Genomic DNA, 16,402 nt, shown 5'->3' with positions numbered 1-16,402 from the left:
TGGTTCAGTCCCAAGCGATACTTGGGTTTCTCCATGGCAAGCTGGTCGGTCATGAACCTGTTGCAACTGATCCGCAGCTTCACCCGCACCGCAGAGACCGGCAGCATTGCCGCAGCGGCCCGCATCCTTGGCATCAGCGCCACCGCAGTCGGCCAGAACATCAACCGGCTGGAGGCGCATCTGGGCGTACGGTTGCTGAACCGAAGTACGCGCCAGCTGGCCCTCAGCGAGGCCGGCGCGTTGTACCTGGCGCAGGTGCGCCACATCGAAGCCGACCTGGCGCGCGCGCAGGCGATGGTCACCTCCGGTGACATCGAACCGGCAGGACCGCTGCGCATCGCCAGCAGCAGCGCGTTCGGTCGCCACGTGCTTGCGCCGTTGCTGCCTTCGCTGCAGCAGCGCTACCCGCAACTGCAGCTGGAGCTGCGGCTGACCGATCGCGCCGTGCAGCACGGCCCGGAAGCGGTGGATGCCAGCATCCGCATCGGTGCACAGCTGGAGGACGGGGTCGTCGCACGGCAGCTGGCGCGCGTGCCGTTCGTGTTCTGCGCCTCGCCGGCCTACCTGAAGGCACACGGCACCCCGCAGCAACCCTCCGAGCTGAGCGGCCATCGCGGGCTGCTGCACCGCTTTCCCACCGACGGCCGGCCGCTGCGCTGGGGACTGCTGAAGGATGGCCAGCGCGTGGACGCCGCACTGCCGCCGAGCATGGTCTGCGATGACATCGATGCGCTGGCGACGCTGGCCGCAGCCGGTGCCGGCATCACCCGGCTGGCCGCATTCGTGGCCGAGCCGTACCTGCGCGATGGCCGCCTGCAGGCAGTGTTCGGCGCCGACACTGCATGGCGCCCGGAGCCGATGGAGGTCTATTTCTGCGTCAGCGACCGCCGCGATTTCACTGCCAAGATCCGCGCGCTGTTCGAGCACCTGCAGGCCGGCATGGCGCCGGCCTGGCGGGTGTGAGCCTCAGCGCGTCTTGAACACGCCGCGCGCATCACGCGGCTCGCAGCGCAGGTACTGCGGTGCCGGCTCCACGCTGTCACGCAGCGCGGCGGCGGCATGCCACGGCCAGCGCGGGTCGTAGAGGATGCCGCGCGCCAGGGCTACCGCATCGGCGTGGCGATGGCGCAGGATCGATTCGGCCTGCTCCGGCTCGGTGATCATGCCCACGGCGATGACCGGCATGCGCACCTTGGCCTTGATCGCCGCCGCGAACGGCACCTGATAGCCCGGGCCGACGGTGATCTTCTGGCGCTCGTCCAGGCCACCGCTGGAGACATGCAGGAAGTTGCAGCCGCGCGCGTCCATCACCTGCGCCAGCGCTTCGCTCTGCACCAGATCCCAGCCGCCATCGACCCAGTCGCTGGCGGAGATGCGCACGCCCACCGCGACCTTGTCGGACACTGCCGCACGCACAGCATCGAAAACCTCCACCAGCAGGCGCAGGCGGTTCGGCAGCGAGCCACCGTAGCCATCGGTGCGGCGGTTGCTCAGCGGCGACAGGAACTGGTGCAGCAGATAACCGTGCGCGGCATGCAGCTCGATCAGCTCGAAGCCCAGGCGCTCGGCGCGCACCGCACTGGCGGCGAAGGCGGCGATGACCTCGGCGATGCCGGCCTCGTCCAGTTCCTGCGGTGCCGGATCGGCGGCATGGAACGGCAGCGGCGACGGCGCCACGGTGGCCCAGCCACGCGCATCATCAGCCGGCAACTGGCCACCACCGTCCCACGGACGCCTCACCGAGGCCTTGCGGCCGGCATGGCCCAGCTGGACGCCCAGCGGCATCGGCGACCAGCGGCGGACGCTGGCCAGCACCTGCGCCAGTGCGGCCTCGGTGCCGTCATCCCACAGGCCCAGGTCGGCCCAGCTGATGCGGCCGCGCGGTTCGACCGCGGTGGCTTCCAGGATCAGCAGGCCGGCACCGGACTGCGCCAGGTTGCCCAGATGCATGGCGTGCCAGTCGCTGGCGCGGCCATCTTCGGCGGAGTACTGGCACATCGGCGCGATGACGATGCGGTTGGACAGGGTCAGGGGGCCGAACGAGATCGGCGAAAACAGCTGGCTCAAGACGGTGATGAACGACGTAGGGGGTGCGTATTGCACCGCCGCACGGCCTGCGAATCAACCGTCTGGATGGATCGCTGTTTCGCGGTGGGCGTGCAGCCGAGCGCGTGCTCGGCTCAGGACGAAGCCCACGCGGCCAGCGCCTCGGCGCAGTCCCGTTCATCCTTGAACTGCAGCAGGTCGTCGGCGCGGGTGCGGCCACGGTTCAACGCGGCTACCGGCAGCCCCGCCTTGGCTGCGGCCTGCACGAAGCGGAAGCCGGAATAGACCATCAGCGATGAACCCACCACCAGCACGGCGTCGGCCTGCTGCAGGTGCTCCTGCACCGCCTGCACGCGCTCCCGCGGCACGTTTTCGCCGAAGAACACCACATCCGGCTTCAACAGGCCGCCGCAATGCGGGCACTCGGGCACCACGAACGCGGAGAAATCGGTCTCCAGATCGGCATCACCATCGGGCGCGATGCCTGCCTCCAGCGCGTCCCAGCCGGGATTGGCGTCCAGCAGGCGCTGCTGGAAGCCTTCACGATCGCTGCGACGCTCACAGCCCATGCAGCGCACAAGGTCCAGGCGGCCATGCAGGTCGATCACGTTGTGGCTGCCGGCGCGCTGGTGCAGGCCGTCCACGTTCTGGGTCAGCAGCACCTGCAGCGTGCCGCGGCGTTCCAGCGCGGCCAGGGCCTGGTGGGTGCCGTTGGGCCGGGCCAGGCCGAAGCGCGGCCAGCCGAGCAGGCTGCGCGCCCAGTAGCGCTGGCGGGTGGCCGCCTCGCCCATGAAGGCCTGGTAGGTCACCGGCGGCGTGCGTTTCCACTGGCCGTCGGCATCCCGGTAATCGGGAATGCCCGAGGCGGTGCTGCAGCCGGCGCCGGTCAGCACGAACAGGCGCTGGGCACGGTCGATGAAGTCGGTCAGTGGCAGGGTCATGGCTGCCAGATGGGGGCGCGGCCGCGCCCCCGCAAGCGCCGGTCCATTGGCCGGGTCAGGCCGCCGGCAGCGGCGGCACCGCGATCGGGTGGCCTTCCTCGTCCAGCGCGATCATCACGAAGTGGCCGCGGGTGCACAGCTTGCGCTCCCCGCTGTGCAGGTCTTCGGCGACCAGTTCCACCTCCACCTTCATCGAGCTGCGGCCGACTTCGACGATGCGGCCGATGGTTTCCACCATCTGGCCGATGCGGATCGGCAGCTTGAAGTCGACCTGGTCGCTGCGCGCGGTCACCACGGTGCGGCGCGAGTAACGGGCGGCGGCCAGGAATGCGGCCTTGTCCATCCACGCCAGCGCCTGGCCACCGAACAGGGTGCCAAGGTGGTTGGTGTGGTTGGGAAAGACGATTTCGGCCATGCGCACTTCGGTGGGCGGCACGGTCTCGGGGATGGGGGTCATGGGGGGCTTCGGTGTGGGGTGCTGCGAATTCTAAGCGACCGGCGTGATGGCCATCGGAATGCACGTGCAACGGTCACCCGGCAGCGGTGCCTGCGCAGGCCGCGCCTGCGGCAGGCGTTAAACTGCGCCACGCCCACTGCCAGGACCGCCCATGCCCGCCACTTCCGACCTGCTGGCCTTCGCGCTTGTTTCACTGGCCATGGTGCTTACGCCCGGGCCGAACATGATCTACCTGATCTCACGCTCGATCTGCCAGGGGCCGATGGCAGGCCTGATCTCGCTGGGCGGGGTGGCGCTGGGCTTCGTGTTCTACATGCTGTGTGCGGCACTGGGCATCACCGCCCTGCTGATGACCGTGCCGTTCGCCTACGACGCGCTGCGCATCGGCGGCGCGCTGTACCTGCTGTACCTGGCCTGGCAGGCGCTCAAGCCCGGTGGCCGTTCGCCGTTCGCGGTGCGTGACCTGCCGCAGGACAGCCCGCGCAAGCTGTTCACGATGGGGTTCCTGACCAATCTGTTGAACCCGAAAGTGGCGGTGATGTACCTGTCGCTGCTGCCGCAGTTCCTGCACCCGGACAGCGAAGGCAGTGTGCTGATGCAGTCGATCGTGCTGGGCTCCACCCAGATCGCGGTGAGTGTGACCGTGAACGGCATGATTGCGCTGACCGCTGGCAGCATCGCCGGTTTCCTGGCCGCGCGCCCGACCTGGCAGGTGGTGCAGCGCTGGCTGATGGGCACGGTGCTGGCCGGGCTGGCGGTACGCATGGCGGTGGAAGGGCGGCGCTGATTGTAGAGTCGAGATCCTATGTTCGTGGTCAAGCCTGCTGGAAGCAGGCTTGACCCACCTTCAGCATGGCCGGATCGAAGTCCCGGCCGCTTTTGAAGACACCCCAGGCGATCCTGGCCAGCTTTCTGGCCAGGATGTTGAAGACGGCGGTGCTGGGGTGACCGCGTTTTGACAGCTCGTCGTAGAGCGGTTGCCCCCGGCGACACCGCTTGAGCCCCATTGCGGCCATGTAGAGCATCTGGCGCAGCACTGGCGCGCCCTGTTTGGACAGCCGACGCCGTCCCGTTCTGCCGCCAGACTCGTTGGGCCGGGGATCCAGGCCGGTGCAGGCGATCCACGCGTTGGCGTTGGCCAACGGCCAGCGCGTCATGTAGTAGATCAGGTGAGCGGCGACGGCAGGGCCGATACCAGGGATGGTCAACAGGCGCTTGTAGAGCGCGCCATGCTCTCCATCGCGACCCAAGCGCTGCAGTTCGCTTTCCAGCTCGGACAGCGTCCCAGCCAGAGCGCAGAACAGATCTGACAGCTCCCCGGGGGCACTTTTGCTTACCCCGAAGGATTGCTCCAGGCGCGCGCGTGTCTTTACCAGCGTCTGCCGCTTGCGCAGCAAATCGTGCATCTGCTGCTGCTCGTCGGTACGCGGTACGTATTCACGCAGGCGATCGCTCTCCTTCTTCACGTACCGGGCGATCGCTTCGGCGTCCATGGCGTCCGTCTTGCCACGCGAGCCCGTCGCCCGGCCGTAGTACTTGATCAGACGTGGATTGATCACATAGACAACGTGGCCTGCCTGGCCAGCCATCCGAGCCAACAACTCGTAGTACCGCCCCGTCGCCTCCATGCCAATCCGGCATCGCTGGGGCAAGGTGTTGAGCCACTGGGCTATGCCGTCGGGTGTTGGCGATCCTGTCGCCGGCCTTGCGGTCGGCCACTGCCGGTACGAACTCCTTGGAGTCCACGTCCACGCCAATATCGAGAGAATCAGACATTTGTACGGCTCCCAGCTATCTTTAAGGGGCTGGGGTGGTACCGCACCGACGTTAGCTTGCCTACATCGACGATCCCCTTTGGGGGCCGTACGATCCTTTATCGACGTTCGTGTGCGGGATGGGGATCGCTCGACTCGTCTGTCGGCTAGTATCCGCAGATGCATGCTTGACGGTCCCTCCACCCTGGCTCCTACATACCGCGTAGGAGCCGGGAGGAACATACAAGCTTGCTCGACTGCTTTGCGCGAACGGCAGTCGAGCAAGCTCGACTCTACAAAGGCCCGCGTGCAGCATGGCGGCCAGTAGCACCAGGCAGGCTCCGCCGGGCATGGCCCGGCGCTACCAACAAAAAACCCCGGCGTTGGCCGGGGTTTTTCGTTGCGACAGATCTGATCGTTTCGATCAGAAGTTCATGTCGAAGGCGACTTCGCCCTGCACGCCGACCTGGTAGGCAGAGACGCGGCGTTCGAAGAAGTTGGTCAGTTCCTGCACGTCCTGCAGTTCCATGAACGGCAGCGGGTTGCGCACGTTGTACTTCTTTTCCATGCCCAGCTTGGCGAAGTGCTGGTCGGCGCAGTGCTGCAGGTACTGGCGCATGTCACGGGTCGAGATGCCGGCCACGCCACCGGACAGCACGTCCTCGGCGAACTGCACTTCGCATTCGATGGCTTCGGCCAGCATGTCGTAGACCTGCTGCTTCATCTCGTCGTCGAACAGGTCCGGTTCTTCCTCACGCACCACGCGCACCGACTCGAACGCGAACTCCATGTGCGCGCTCTCGTCGCGGAACACCCAGTTGGTGCCCGAGGCCAGGCCCGGCAGCAGGCCGCGCGAACGGAAGTAGTACACGTAGGCGAAGGCAGCGAAGAAGAACAGGCCTTCGATGCAGGCGGCGAAGCAGATCTGGTTGAGCAGGAACTGGCGGCGCTCGGCACGGGTCTCGATGCGCTTCAGGTCCTGGATCGAGTCGATCCACTTGAAGCAGAAGTCGGCCTTCTTCTTGATCGAGTCGATGTTCTCCACCGCGGCGAAGGCTTTGACGCGCTCTTCCGGATCCGGCAGGTAGTTGTCGAGCAGGGTCAGGTAGAACTGCACGTGCAGCGCTTCTTCGTACAGCTGGCGCGACAGGTACATGCGCGCTTCCGGCGCGTTCAAGTGCTGGTACAGGTTCAGCACCAGGTTGTTGGACACGATCGAGTCGCCGGTGGCGAAGAACGCGACCAGGCGGTGGATCAGGTGACGCTCGCCCGGCGACATCTTGCTGTGCAGATCGGTGATGTCGATCTGGAAGTTGATCTCTTCCACCGTCCAGGTGTTCTTGATCGCATTCCGGTACATGTCATAGAACTGCGGGTAGCGCATCGGGCGCAGGGTCAGTTCAAAACCGGGATCGAGCAGCATCTGCTTGGGCTTGTCGGCCATGGGTGTTTCCTTGTCTTCTCGGGTCAAAACGCCGGGCATGGCCCGGCGCTACCTTGGTGTTTTCTGCAGTCGAGCATGGCTCGACTCTACAAAGGGGTGTGCCGGCCAAAGGCCGGCACGGCCGCTTTTATTGGCAGGCCTCGCAGGCTTCCGGGTTTTCCAGCGAGCAGGCGATGGCTTCGTCCGGGCTGAACACCTTGGCCGGGGCTGCGCTGCTGACCGTGGTCTTGGCGATCTTGGTGGCCGGGCGCGAACGCAGGTAGTAGGTGGTCTTGATGCCCTGCTTCCAGGCGTACATGTACATGGAAGACATCGCGCCGATGTTCGGGCTTTCCATGAACAGGTTGAGCGAGGCCGACTGGTCGATGAAGGCGCCACGCTCGGCGGCCATGTCGATCAGCGAACGCATCGGCAGTTCCCACGCGGTGCGGTAGACCTCGCGCAGCGTTTCCGGAATCTGTGCCACGCCGGCGATGGAGCCTTCGGCCAGCTTGATGGCATCGCGCATGTCGGCGGTCCACAGGCCCAGCTTCTTCAGCTCGTTCACCAGGTAGCGGTTGACCTGCAGGAAGTCACCGGACAGGGTCTCGCGCTTGAACAGGTTGGACACCTGCGGCTCGACGCACTCGTAGCAGCCGGCGATCGAGGCGATGGTCGCGGTCGGCGCGATCGCGATCATCAGCGAGTTGCGCAGGCCATGCTCCTTGATGCGGGCACGCAGGGCATCCCAGCGCGCGGTGTCTTCCGGCACCACGTTCCAGGCGTCGAACTGCAGTTCGCCACCGGCGGCGCGGGTGTCGTTGAACGACGGGTGCTTGCCGCGTTCCTGGGCCAGCTCGCAGGAGGTTTCCAGCGCGTGGAAGTAGATCGCTTCGGCAATCTTCTTCGACAGGGCGCGGGCTTCGGCGCTGTCGAACGGCAGGCGCTTGCGGAAGAACACGTCCTGCAGGCCCATGCAACCCAGGCCGACCGGACGCCAGCGCAGGTTGGCGCGGCGGGCGGTTTCGATCGGGTAGAAGTTCAGGTCGATGACGCGGTCGAGCTGGCGCACGGCCAGGCGCACGGTCTCGGCCAGCTTCTCGAAGTCGAACTCGTTGTGCTCGTCGAAGTGGTTGCCCAGGTTGATCGAACCCAGGTTGCACACTGCGGTTTCATCGTTGGAAGTGACTTCCAGGATTTCGGTGCACAGGTTGGACAGGTGGATCACGTTGCCCGGACGCAGGGTCTGGTTGCTGGCGCGGTTGCACTTGTCCTTGAAGGTCATCCAGCCGTTGCCGGTCTCGGCCAGCGTACGCATCATGCGGGCGTACAGCTTGCGCGCGGAGATGGTGCGGTTGGCCTTGCCCTGGGCTTCGGCCTGCAGGTAGGCCTGCTCGAAGGCTTCGCCGAACAGGTCGGTGAACTCCGGCACGACGCGCGGATCGAACAGCGACCATTCCTGGTCGGCCTCGACGCGCTTCATGAACAGGTCCGGCACCCAGTTGGCCAGGTTCAGGTTGTGCGCACGGCGGGCTTCGTCACCGGTGTTGTCACGCAGCTCGAGGAAGTCCTCGACGTCGGCGTGCCAGGTTTCCAGGTAGACGCAGGCTGCGCCCTTGCGCTTGCCGCCCTGGTTCACCGCGGCCACGGACGAATCCATGGTCTTCAGCCACGGCACGATGCCGTTGGAGTGGCCGTTGGTCGACTTGATCAGCGAACCACGCGAACGCACGCGGGTGTAGCTGACGCCGATGCCGCCGGAGAACTTCGACAGCTGGGCGATGTCGCCGTACTTGGAATAGATCGACTCCAGCGAGTCCTGCGGCGAATCCAGCAGGAAGCACGAGGACAGCTGCTCGTGGGTGGTGCCGGAATTGAACAGGGTCGGGCTGGACGGCAGGTAGTCCAGGTTGCCCATGCGCTTGTACAGCGCCAGGGTCTCGGACACATCCTCGCTCAGCGCGCTGGCAATGCGCAGGAAGAACTGCTGCGGGGTCTCGATCACCTTGCGGGTGTGCGGATGGCGCAGCAGGTAACGGTCGTACAGGGTACGCAGGCCGAAGTAATCGAAGTTCAGGTCCAGCGAGATGTCGATGGCATCGTTGAGCTTGCGCGCGTTGGTCTGCACGAAGTTCAGCAGGCGGTCGTTGATCAGGCCGACTTCATGGCCACGGCTGACCGACTGCGAGAAAGCGTAGATTTCCTGGCCCGAGACTTCCTTGGCGATGTAGTTGGCCAGCAGGCGCGCAGCGAGGCGGCCGTACTCGGGCTCTTCACCGATCAGCAGGGCGGCGGTGCGGATGGACAGTTCGTCCAGCTCGCGGGTGGTGGCGCCGTTGTACAGGCCGGAAATGGTGCGGGTGGCCACGCGCATCGGATCGACGGCGTGCAGGCCTTCGGAGGAACGCTGCACCGCGCGCACGATCTTGTTCAGGTCCACCAGTTCGGTCGTGCCATTGCGCTTGGTCACACTCATCGCGTTGGCCGTCGGCGGCGACGTCAACAGGAATTCGCTTTCCTTCTCGATGGTGGCGCTGGATTCGGTGGTCACGGCGTGTGTCCTCTTGGCGTGATTGGTGGGTGCTCGATGCATCGGGTGACGCAGCCCGGGACATGACAGCCCAGGATGGCAGGACGGCGTCGCAGGGGATGAGACCCTGCGCCTGCCACTGCCGCTGACGATCGCGGATGGGTACCCCGGGCACCCCCTGGAATTGGGGTTGCTGCGACCGACGGCCACAAGATAGTGGGGGTAATGGGGCCCGTCAACGCCAAATGTAGTGAAATTCGGCAATCCCTTGCGCCGCAAGGATCGTGCCATCGGCGCCCGGATCAGACGCTTCAGACCTGCCGGAACGGGCTGCGCAGTCAAGCCCGAAAGGCGTCATCGCGGTGGTACAACGCACCGCGAAAACGGAACAATGACAGCTTCACATGACAGTGATGAAACTGGCTAGGGACAACCCTGTGGATAGCTGGTGGGCAGCCGGTGGGAATCCGGTGGACGGGTGACTTCCGGCCGGTGACGCCCGCGCGCTGGCAGCGGATGCTGGCCGCTCGCTCCCGGAAAAGGATGCTCCGATGCACCTGCGGTTGCCCGCGCTGGCCCTGCTGCCTGCCCTGTTCATTGCCCCAGCGCTGGCCGCCGAGGGGCCGGACCTGCGTTCGGACCAGTGCGGTATCCACACCGACTATGACGTGCTGGTGGACAGCGGCGGCATCTGGCTGCGGCATGGCCCGCAGGCGCCGCATGAAGTGGTGTTCCACGACGGCGAGCTGAGCCTGGATGGCAGAATGGTTACGGTCAGCGCCGCCGACGCGGCCCGCCTGCGGCAGATGGAGGCCGGGGCACGGCAGCTGATGCCAGCGGTCACCGCACTGGCCCATGAAGTCTCCGGGGTCACCTTCGATGCGCTGGACGCCGCCTTCGAAGCCATCACCGGCAAGTCCCGCAACCGCCAGATGCGTGCAATGCGCGGCGAGATGCAGGACTGGATCGACGCCAGCCTGGGCCGCGGCTACTGGGAACAGGAGAGCTTCGGCGATGGCTTCGACGCGCACATCGAGCAGATGGCCGAGACGATGGCCGGGTCGATGACCCGCAGCGTGCTGTGGCAGGTGTTCACCGGCCGCGCTGGCGCCATGGAGCGCCGCGCCGACCGCCTCGATGCCGAAGTCGACCGCCGCATGGAAGCACGCAGCCAGCAGCTGGAGGCCAAGGCCATGGCGCTGTGCCCGCTGGTGCAGTCGCTGGCAGCGGCCCACGACGCGCTGGAGGTGCGCTACCAGGGCCAGCCACTGCGGCTGCTGGAGCGCGGCGAGAGCGTACGGGTAGAGCACGGCGATGGCTCGGGCCTGCATGTGTCGGCCGGGCCGGATGAGCGGCCGCGTGGGAACGCCGTGGCGCCGACCCGGTAACCGCGCGGCGGATGCCGGCCAGCGGCCGGCACTACCGGAACCCTGGCCGGCAACGCATTTACCTGGGTGGCGCCCTCACGCCCGGTGCGGGGTACCCAGGTACTCGGCGCTCTGCATTTCGATCAAACGCGAGGCGGTGCGCTCGAACGCGCCCTGCAGGCGCTGGCCGGTGTACAGCTCGATCGGCGAGGTGCTGGCGGTGCAGACCAGGTTGACGTGGCGGTCGTACAGCTCGTCGATCAGATTGACGAAGCGGCGCGCGGCATCTTCGTTCAAACGGTCGAAGGCGGGGATGCCGCCCAGCAGCACGGTGTTGAACTCGTGCGCGATCTCGATGTAGTCCGACGGGCCACGCGGGCCCTCGCACAACGCGGCGAAATCGAACCAGGCGATGCTCTTGCCACGGCCGCGCACCGGGATCTTGCGGCCTTCGATCTCGATGTTGCCGGGCTTGGCCGGCTGGCCGCCGCTCAGTTCGTTCCAGCGCGTGGCCAGCCACTCATCGCTGTCGGCAGCCAACGGTGCGCGGTACACCGGCGAGCGGGTCAGCGCGCGCATCCGGTAATCCTCGGTGCCCTCGGCGTACAGCTCGACGCAGAAGCGCTGCAGCAGGCCGATGGCCGGCATGAAGCTCTCACGCTGCAGACCGTTGAGGTACAGGTTCTCCACCGCCGTGTTGGAGGTGGTCACCAGGGTCACGCCCTCGGCGAACAGGCGCTCCAGCAGCCGTGCCAGCAGCATCGCGTCGCCGATGTCGGTGACGAAGAATTCGTCCAGCACCAGCACCCGCAGGTTGCTGCGCCATTCCTGGGCGATCTTCGCCAGCGGGTCGCTCTGCCCCTGGTGCTCGCGCAGGCGCTCGTGGACGCTGCGCATGAAGCGGTGGAAATGCGTGCGGTACTTCTGTTTGATCGGCAGGCCGTCGTAGAACAGGTCGACCAGGAAGGTCTTGCCACGGCCGACGCCGCCCCAGAAGTACAGACCCTTCACCGGCTCGGGCTTCTTCCAGAACGAGGACAGGCGGTCCAGCCAGCCGTCTTCGGCGCTGTCGACCAGGCCCAGGTGGATGCGGTCCAGTTCGGCCAGCGCTGCGTGCTGGGCCGGGTCGTTCTGCCAGTCGCCACGGGCAACCCCTTCCGCGTACCGCTGCGACGGGGTCAGCTCGGTTGCACTCATGCCGCTGCGCCCAGCCAGTGCTTGACGCCGTGGGTCAGCGCGCCGCGCAGGTCGATCAGCTTGCGGTGGAAGAAATGGCTGGTCTCGGGCATGCGCACCAGCTCATGCGGGACGTCCAGCGTGTCCAGCCACTGGTAGACGGCCTGCGGGTCGACGATCTCGTCCTGCTCGCCCTGGATCACCAGCCAGCGGGCCGGCGGCGCGATGCCATCGAAATCCCAGCGGCCGGCCGGCGGTGCGATCGAGATCAGCGCTTCCGGCTGCAGCGCGGCAGCCGCCTTCAGCGATACGAACGAGCCGAAGCTGAAACCGGCCAGCCACAGACGGTCGTCGGGGCGCTGGCTCTGCACCCAGGCGGCGACGGTCTTCAGGTCATCCTGCTCGCCCACGCCGTGGTCGAACTCACCGGCCGACGCGCCGACGCTGCGGAAGTTGAAGCGCACCGTGGTGATGCCCAGCTCGCGCAGCGTGGTGGCGGTCATGGTGACCACCTTGTTGTGCAGGGTGCCGCCTTCGGTGGACAGCGGATGGCAGATGATGGCCACGATCGGCTGCGCCGGCACATCGGCCTTGGGCAGGTCGACGACCACTTCCAGCGGGCCGGCCGGGCCGGCCAGTTCGAGGCAGGCGGTTTCGCCGGGGGCGACGGGGAACGAAGGCTTGTGCATGGCACCATGATACCGTCCCCTGCCCCTGCCCTGTGCCCGCCCCATGCTCTACCTGTCCTTGGCCGTGATCTGCAGCGTGCTGGTTTCGGTGTTGTTGAAGGTGGCCGGACGCCGCCAGCTGGATGTTTCGCAGATGGTCACCTGGAACTATCTGGTGGCGGCAACGCTCACCGCCGTGGTGCTGCAGCCGCCGCTGGACGCACTGCGCGCGCCACATGCCCCGTGGCTGTCGCTGCTGGCACTGGCGGTGGTGCTGCCATCGATCTTCCTGGTGCTGGGCCGCGCGGTGGCGGTGGCCGGCATCGTCCGCAGCGACGTGGCGCAGCGCTTGTCGTTGCTGCTGTCTTTGGCCGCCGCCTTCCTGTTCTTCGGCCAGACTGCGACGCCGTGGAAGCTCGCCGGTCTCGGCCTGGGCCTGCTGGCGATGGTGGCGATCAGCCTGCGCCCGCGCGGCCCGGCGGTGGCGTCCTCACCCGGCGGCTGGGGCTGGCTGCTGGGCGTCTGGGCCGGGTTCGCGGTGGTCGACGTGCTGCTCAAGCAGGTGGCGCTGTCCGGCACGCCGTCGATGGCGGCGGTGCTGGCCAGCTTCAGCGTGGCCTTCGTGCTGATGCTGGCACTTCAGCTGTGGCGGCACGCCAGTGGCCGCAGCCGGTTGGCCTGGCGCAACCTCGGTGCGGGCGCGCTGCTGGGCCTGCTCAACGGCGGCAACATTCTTTTCTATGTGCACGCGCATCAGTCCATGCCGGAGAGCCCGGCCACCGTGTTCGCCGGCATGAACATCGGCGTGGTGGTGCTGGGCGCGCTGGTGGGCGTGTTCGCCTTCGGCGAGGCCACCACGAAGTGGAACCGCGCCGGGCTGGCGCTGGCGGTGCTGGCGATTGGATTGATCGCCTGGGGCTGAGCCCGGCCTCGGGGTCAGAGCCCATTTCGTTGGAATGGGATCCGACCCGGCGCTGGGCGTTATTTATCGAAGCCCAGCAGCAGCGGATCGTGGTCGGAACTGCGCCACGGGCCCTGCACGTTGCGGCCCTGGTAGCCGCTGGCGTCCTGTTCGTCGGCATTGCTGTGCCACTCGGCGGCACCGCGCAGGCGCTGGGCCATGCCCGGGCTCAGCAGCGCATGGTCGAGGCGGCCGGTATAGCCGTTGTAGACGTAGCTGTAAGGATGCTCGACCTGGGCGACCTTGAATGCGTCCTGCCAGCCCAGGTCATGCAGGGTGCGGATCGGGTCTTCCATCGCGTAGGCGTTGAAATCGCCCAGCAGCACCACGTCCTTCACCTTCAGGCGGCCAGCTTCGGCCTGCACCCACTGGTTCAACTGCTTTGCCGATTCCACCCGGGTGGCATTCCAGCAACCCTGGCCATCGTTGCGGTCGGCATCGCCGCCGCTGGCATCACGGCAGCCCTTGGACTTGAAATGGTTGGCGACCACCATGAACGGTGCGCCCTTGCCCTGGAAGGCCTGCGCCAGCGGTGCGCGGCTGTGTTCGGCGAAAGGACCGTCGGTTCTGGTCAACGGCTTGCCCAGCGGCTTGAACGCGCTCCTGCGATAGATGATGCCAACCCGGATCGGGTTGCTGCCCGGCCCCTCGCCGGCATCGACGAAGGCCCACTGCTTGTCGGCGGCAAGACCGGCGTTGAGGGCGCTGACCAGTTCGGCGATGGCCGACTGCGGGCCATAGCCATCGTTTTCCAGTTCCATCAACGCGGCGATGTCGGCACCGAGCGCGTTGACCGTGGCCACCAGCTTGCCGACCTGCGCCTTGTGCTCTTCCAGCGTGCGCGCGCCGCGCAGGGTCGGGAAGCCACCGCCCTGGCCATCGCCATTGAAGAAGTTCTCCAGGTTGAATGCAGCGATATGCAGGCTGCCCGGCACCGTCGGCACCGCCGGACGCGTCAGCTCGGGCAACGTGAGTGCACCCTCGACCTGCAGGCGCGGACGGCCCTGTGCGTCCACGTGCACGACACCTTCCACATTGCGCAGCTGCATGCCGGTGCGCAGCACCGGGTTGGCTGGCAGGTAGGCCACGCTGGCCGGGTCGCGGGCTTCGCTGCCGTCGTCCAGCAGCAGGCGGCGGCGCTGGTTGTCGGCCATCACCTGCTCATAGCCGGCAGTACGCGGCGCGGCCACTTCGGTCGGCTGCCAGAGGCGGCCATCGAAGGCCACGGTGAGCTGCCCAAAGCGCTCCAGGCCATCGGTGCCGGCCAGGGTGAGCGGTGCGGCGATGCGCACGCGCTGGCCATCCAGCGCACGCCAGTCGGCCGGTGCGGTGGTCAGCACCACGGTGGCGCTGCTGCGCGCGGCGGACGGCGACGCGACCGGTGCGGCCTGCGGCTGGGCCTGGGCAAAGGCGCCGGCCGGCAGCAGCAGGGACAGGGCAAGGGCGAGGGAACGGCGGCGCATCGACGGGCGACTCCATGGAAGAGGCGCACAGACTAACCCTGAAATGCGAAACCCCGCCTGCGGGCAGGGTTTTGACCTTGGTGGGCAAAGCCTGGGTCGTGCCGGCCGCGGGCCGGCAACCTCATGACCTTCGTGCGATGCGTGGTTGCCGGCCAGCGGCCGGCACTACCGGTTACTTCAGGTTGCCCAGCATCCAGTCCACGGTGGCGTGGATCTGTTCCTCGGTCAGCGCCGGGTTGCCGCCCTTGGGCGGCATGATGCCGCCATCCGGGCCGGTATAGCCCTCGATGGCGTGCTTGTAGAGAGTGTCCTTGCCCTGTGCGATGCGCTTGTCCCAGTGCGAATGGTCCAGCGTCGGCGCCATGCCCACGCCGGTGGTGTGGCAGGCGGTGCACAGGTTGTCGAAGATGACCTTGCCGTCCTTGGTGCCGCCGTAGGCCACCTGCGAGGCGGCCTTGGCCAGCGCGGCGGCCTTGGCCGCAGCCTGCGCGGCGGCGCCGGTGCTGCCGGCATAGACCGCGCCGGTGGGCGAGATGCGCTGCTCGGTGCGCTTGGCCGCGGTCGGCGACACCTCGGGCGGAATCCGGGTGTGGATGTAAGCGGCAAGGAGGATGAGGCCGAGGGTGATGGTCGCCAGCAGCGCGATCACCATGGAGAAGCGTTTCAGGAACTCCAGATCGTAATTCCGCACTCTTCGTTACCCCTGGCTGATAGTCGTTGGACCACGGCTGAGCGACTGCGTGATGGACCGAGTATAGAACGCGCTTTGCGTGCGACAACAGGCGTCACTGCTGGTGCGGCGCAGCATTCGGACCCGGTAGTGCCGGCCGCTGCCCGGCATCGCCAGCCCGCCGGATGGATCGTGCAGAAGCCGGCCAGCGGCCGGCGCTACCGGATTACCGGGCGCCGATCGCGCGCAGGCAGAAGCTGCAGATCGCATCCACCAGTGCGTCTTCGTCGCGGTGTGCTTCGCGGCTGGGCGCGGTCGGGCCGACCATCGCCTCGGTGAAGGCGCCGACGAGGCAGGCGGCGGCCACATGCGCGTCCTGCGCCGGCAGCTCACCGGCGGCCACGCCCTCCTCCACCAGCCGCAGGAACACGTCGCCGAAGGCACGACGACCACGCATGCGCTCGGCTTCCACGTCCGGGTCGACCGGTTCGACGATGAAGGCATGCGCCAGCCCCGGCCCGGCCAGGGCGCGGCGGACGAAGGCGGTGATCGCCAACCGCAGGCGCTCGCTGGCCACCTCCGGGCCGCTGGCGATGCGCTCCATGATCGCGACCTCGTGGGCCACCGCGGCGTTGAGCACCTCCACGAACAGCTCGGCCTTGGACGGGAAGTGCCGGTAGATCAGGCCGGTGGACACCCCCGCCTGGGTCGCCACGGCGGTCACCGGGGCATTGCGCCAGCCCCCGGTGGCGACCAGCTCACGGGTGGCCAGCAGGATCCGTTCACGGGCCCCGGCCAGGCGTTCTTCCATCAGTGCAGAGCGTTTGTAGGCCATGTTTTGATTCTAGTTTCAATTTTTGAATTTGTATTCACTTCTTACCCGAACCCCGCTACGCTGGGGTCCAATCGCCCGTGCGGGCAGCGGTCCTGCAGACCGCCGCCCGCT

Annotated in this window: 15 protein-coding genes; 4 read left to right on the top strand and 11 right to left on the bottom strand. The window is 67.0% G+C overall.

Annotated features, from left to right (window positions below; genetic code table 11):
- Nucleotides 1–51: 51 nt before the first annotated feature.
- Nucleotides 52–963 carry a LysR family transcriptional regulator gene (locus ACZK45_RS01035; protein WP_049399772.1) on the top strand — a complete coding sequence of 304 codons (912 nt, stop codon included), beginning with the start codon at nucleotides 52–54 and terminating at the stop codon, nucleotides 961–963.
- 3 nt (nucleotides 964–966) lie between these two features.
- On the opposite strand, the gene ACZK45_RS01030 is transcribed toward ACZK45_RS01035, so the two are convergent.
- The 3 genes from ACZK45_RS01030 to ACZK45_RS01020 form a co-directional block, all read right to left on the bottom strand.
- Nucleotides 967–2,067, bottom strand: coding sequence for an NADH:flavin oxidoreductase/NADH oxidase (locus ACZK45_RS01030; protein ID WP_032128207.1), 1,101 nt, complete (start codon nucleotides 2,065–2,067; stop codon nucleotides 967–969).
- A 113-nt stretch (nucleotides 2,068–2,180) separates the two neighbouring features.
- Complete coding sequence (locus ACZK45_RS01025; RefSeq protein ID WP_125895457.1) at nucleotides 2,181–2,987, bottom strand: NAD-dependent protein deacetylase; 807 nt, start codon at nucleotides 2,985–2,987, stop codon at nucleotides 2,181–2,183.
- Nucleotides 2,988–3,042: 55 nt separating this feature from the next.
- Entirely contained in the window at nucleotides 3,043–3,444 is a 402-nt protein-coding gene (locus ACZK45_RS01020) for an acyl-CoA thioesterase (protein WP_004153688.1), read from the bottom strand.
- Nucleotides 3,445–3,595: 151 nt separating this feature from the next.
- Here ACZK45_RS01020 and ACZK45_RS01015 point away from each other — a divergent pair, with 151 nt between their 5' ends.
- Complete coding sequence (locus tag ACZK45_RS01015) at nucleotides 3,596–4,231, top strand: LysE family translocator (protein WP_293797974.1); 636 nt, start codon at nucleotides 3,596–3,598, stop codon at nucleotides 4,229–4,231.
- Nucleotides 4,232–4,259: 28 nt separating this feature from the next.
- Here ACZK45_RS01015 and ACZK45_RS01010 read toward each other — a convergent pair whose 3' ends face one another.
- The 3 genes from ACZK45_RS01010 to ACZK45_RS01000 form a co-directional block, all read right to left on the bottom strand.
- Nucleotides 4,260–5,072, bottom strand: coding sequence for an IS110 family transposase (locus ACZK45_RS01010; protein WP_478445310.1), 813 nt, complete (start codon nucleotides 5,070–5,072; stop codon nucleotides 4,260–4,262).
- Between the two features lie 550 nt (nucleotides 5,073–5,622).
- Nucleotides 5,623–6,642, bottom strand: coding sequence for a ribonucleotide-diphosphate reductase subunit beta (locus ACZK45_RS01005; RefSeq protein WP_008264781.1), 1,020 nt, complete (start codon nucleotides 6,640–6,642; stop codon nucleotides 5,623–5,625).
- A gap of 127 nt (nucleotides 6,643–6,769) precedes the next feature.
- The gene (locus tag ACZK45_RS01000; RefSeq protein ID WP_032128210.1) at nucleotides 6,770–9,172 is read right to left on the bottom strand and encodes a ribonucleoside-diphosphate reductase subunit alpha; all 2,403 of its coding nucleotides are present in this window, start codon (nucleotides 9,170–9,172) and stop codon (nucleotides 6,770–6,772) included.
- A 530-nt stretch (nucleotides 9,173–9,702) separates the two neighbouring features.
- Between ACZK45_RS01000 and ACZK45_RS00995 the strand changes: the two genes are divergently transcribed.
- Complete coding sequence (locus tag ACZK45_RS00995) at nucleotides 9,703–10,539, top strand: DUF2884 family protein (RefSeq protein ID WP_478445309.1); 837 nt, start codon at nucleotides 9,703–9,705, stop codon at nucleotides 10,537–10,539.
- 75 nt (nucleotides 10,540–10,614) lie between these two features.
- Here ACZK45_RS00995 and zapE read toward each other — a convergent pair whose 3' ends face one another.
- Together zapE and ACZK45_RS00985 are read right to left on the bottom strand one after the other, a co-directional pair.
- Nucleotides 10,615–11,715, bottom strand: coding sequence for a cell division protein ZapE (zapE, locus tag ACZK45_RS00990; RefSeq protein WP_125895454.1), 1,101 nt, complete (start codon nucleotides 11,713–11,715; stop codon nucleotides 10,615–10,617).
- Nucleotides 11,712–12,383 carry an alpha/beta hydrolase gene (locus ACZK45_RS00985; RefSeq protein WP_049462815.1) on the bottom strand — a complete coding sequence of 224 codons (672 nt, stop codon included), beginning with the start codon at nucleotides 12,381–12,383 and terminating at the stop codon, nucleotides 11,712–11,714. The genes zapE and ACZK45_RS00985 overlap by 4 nt, the downstream gene beginning before the upstream one ends.
- 43 nt (nucleotides 12,384–12,426) lie before the next feature.
- On the opposite strand from ACZK45_RS00985, the gene ACZK45_RS00980 reads away from it, so the two are divergent.
- The gene (locus tag ACZK45_RS00980) at nucleotides 12,427–13,284 is read left to right on the top strand and encodes an EamA family transporter (RefSeq protein ID WP_032128214.1); all 858 of its coding nucleotides are present in this window, start codon (nucleotides 12,427–12,429) and stop codon (nucleotides 13,282–13,284) included.
- Nucleotides 13,285–13,343: 59 nt separating this feature from the next.
- Here ACZK45_RS00980 and ACZK45_RS00975 read toward each other — a convergent pair whose 3' ends face one another.
- From ACZK45_RS00975 to ACZK45_RS00965, 3 genes are all read right to left on the bottom strand, one after another.
- The gene (locus ACZK45_RS00975) at nucleotides 13,344–14,786 is read right to left on the bottom strand and encodes an ExeM/NucH family extracellular endonuclease (protein WP_478445308.1); all 1,443 of its coding nucleotides are present in this window, start codon (nucleotides 14,784–14,786) and stop codon (nucleotides 13,344–13,346) included.
- A 172-nt stretch (nucleotides 14,787–14,958) separates the two neighbouring features.
- Complete coding sequence (locus ACZK45_RS00970; RefSeq protein WP_005407662.1) at nucleotides 14,959–15,477, bottom strand: c-type cytochrome; 519 nt, start codon at nucleotides 15,475–15,477, stop codon at nucleotides 14,959–14,961.
- Between the two features lie 205 nt (nucleotides 15,478–15,682).
- The gene (locus ACZK45_RS00965; protein ID WP_005407661.1) at nucleotides 15,683–16,291 is read right to left on the bottom strand and encodes a TetR/AcrR family transcriptional regulator; all 609 of its coding nucleotides are present in this window, start codon (nucleotides 16,289–16,291) and stop codon (nucleotides 15,683–15,685) included.
- Nucleotides 16,292–16,402: the final 111 nt, after the last annotated feature.

This window comes from Stenotrophomonas sp. 63632_Sma (assembly GCF_056482875.1).
The sequence above is the reverse complement of the archived record's forward strand: the minus strand, read 5'-3'. Positions and strand labels throughout refer to the sequence as shown.

Bases quoted from the DNA above. Each gene is read 5' to 3' on its own strand.
- ACZK45_RS00975 (WP_478445308.1), bottom strand. From the start codon at position 14,786: ATGCGCCGCCGTTCCCTCGCCCTTGCCCTGTCCCTGCTGCTGCCGGCC.
- ACZK45_RS01015 (WP_293797974.1), top strand. From the start codon at position 3,596: ATGCCCGCCACTTCCGACCTGCTGGCCTTCGCGCTTGTTTCACTGGCC.
- zapE (WP_125895454.1), bottom strand. From the start codon at position 11,715: ATGAGTGCAACCGAGCTGACCCCGTCGCAGCGGTACGCGGAAGGGGTT.
- ACZK45_RS01020 (WP_004153688.1), bottom strand. From the start codon at position 3,444: ATGACCCCCATCCCCGAGACCGTGCCGCCCACCGAAGTGCGCATGGCC.
- ACZK45_RS01025 (WP_125895457.1), bottom strand. From the start codon at position 2,987: ATGACCCTGCCACTGACCGACTTCATCGACCGTGCCCAGCGCCTGTTC.
- ACZK45_RS01035 (WP_049399772.1), top strand. From the start codon at position 52: ATGAACCTGTTGCAACTGATCCGCAGCTTCACCCGCACCGCAGAGACC.
- ACZK45_RS00965 (WP_005407661.1), bottom strand. From the start codon at position 16,291: ATGGCCTACAAACGCTCTGCACTGATGGAAGAACGCCTGGCCGGGGCC.
- ACZK45_RS00980 (WP_032128214.1), top strand. From the start codon at position 12,427: ATGCTCTACCTGTCCTTGGCCGTGATCTGCAGCGTGCTGGTTTCGGTG.
- ACZK45_RS00985 (WP_049462815.1), bottom strand. From the start codon at position 12,383: ATGCACAAGCCTTCGTTCCCCGTCGCCCCCGGCGAAACCGCCTGCCTC.
- ACZK45_RS01010 (WP_478445310.1), bottom strand. From the start codon at position 5,072: ATGGAGGCGACGGGGCGGTACTACGAGTTGTTGGCTCGGATGGCTGGC.
- ACZK45_RS01005 (WP_008264781.1), bottom strand. From the start codon at position 6,642: ATGGCCGACAAGCCCAAGCAGATGCTGCTCGATCCCGGTTTTGAACTG.
- ACZK45_RS00995 (WP_478445309.1), top strand. From the start codon at position 9,703: ATGCACCTGCGGTTGCCCGCGCTGGCCCTGCTGCCTGCCCTGTTCATT.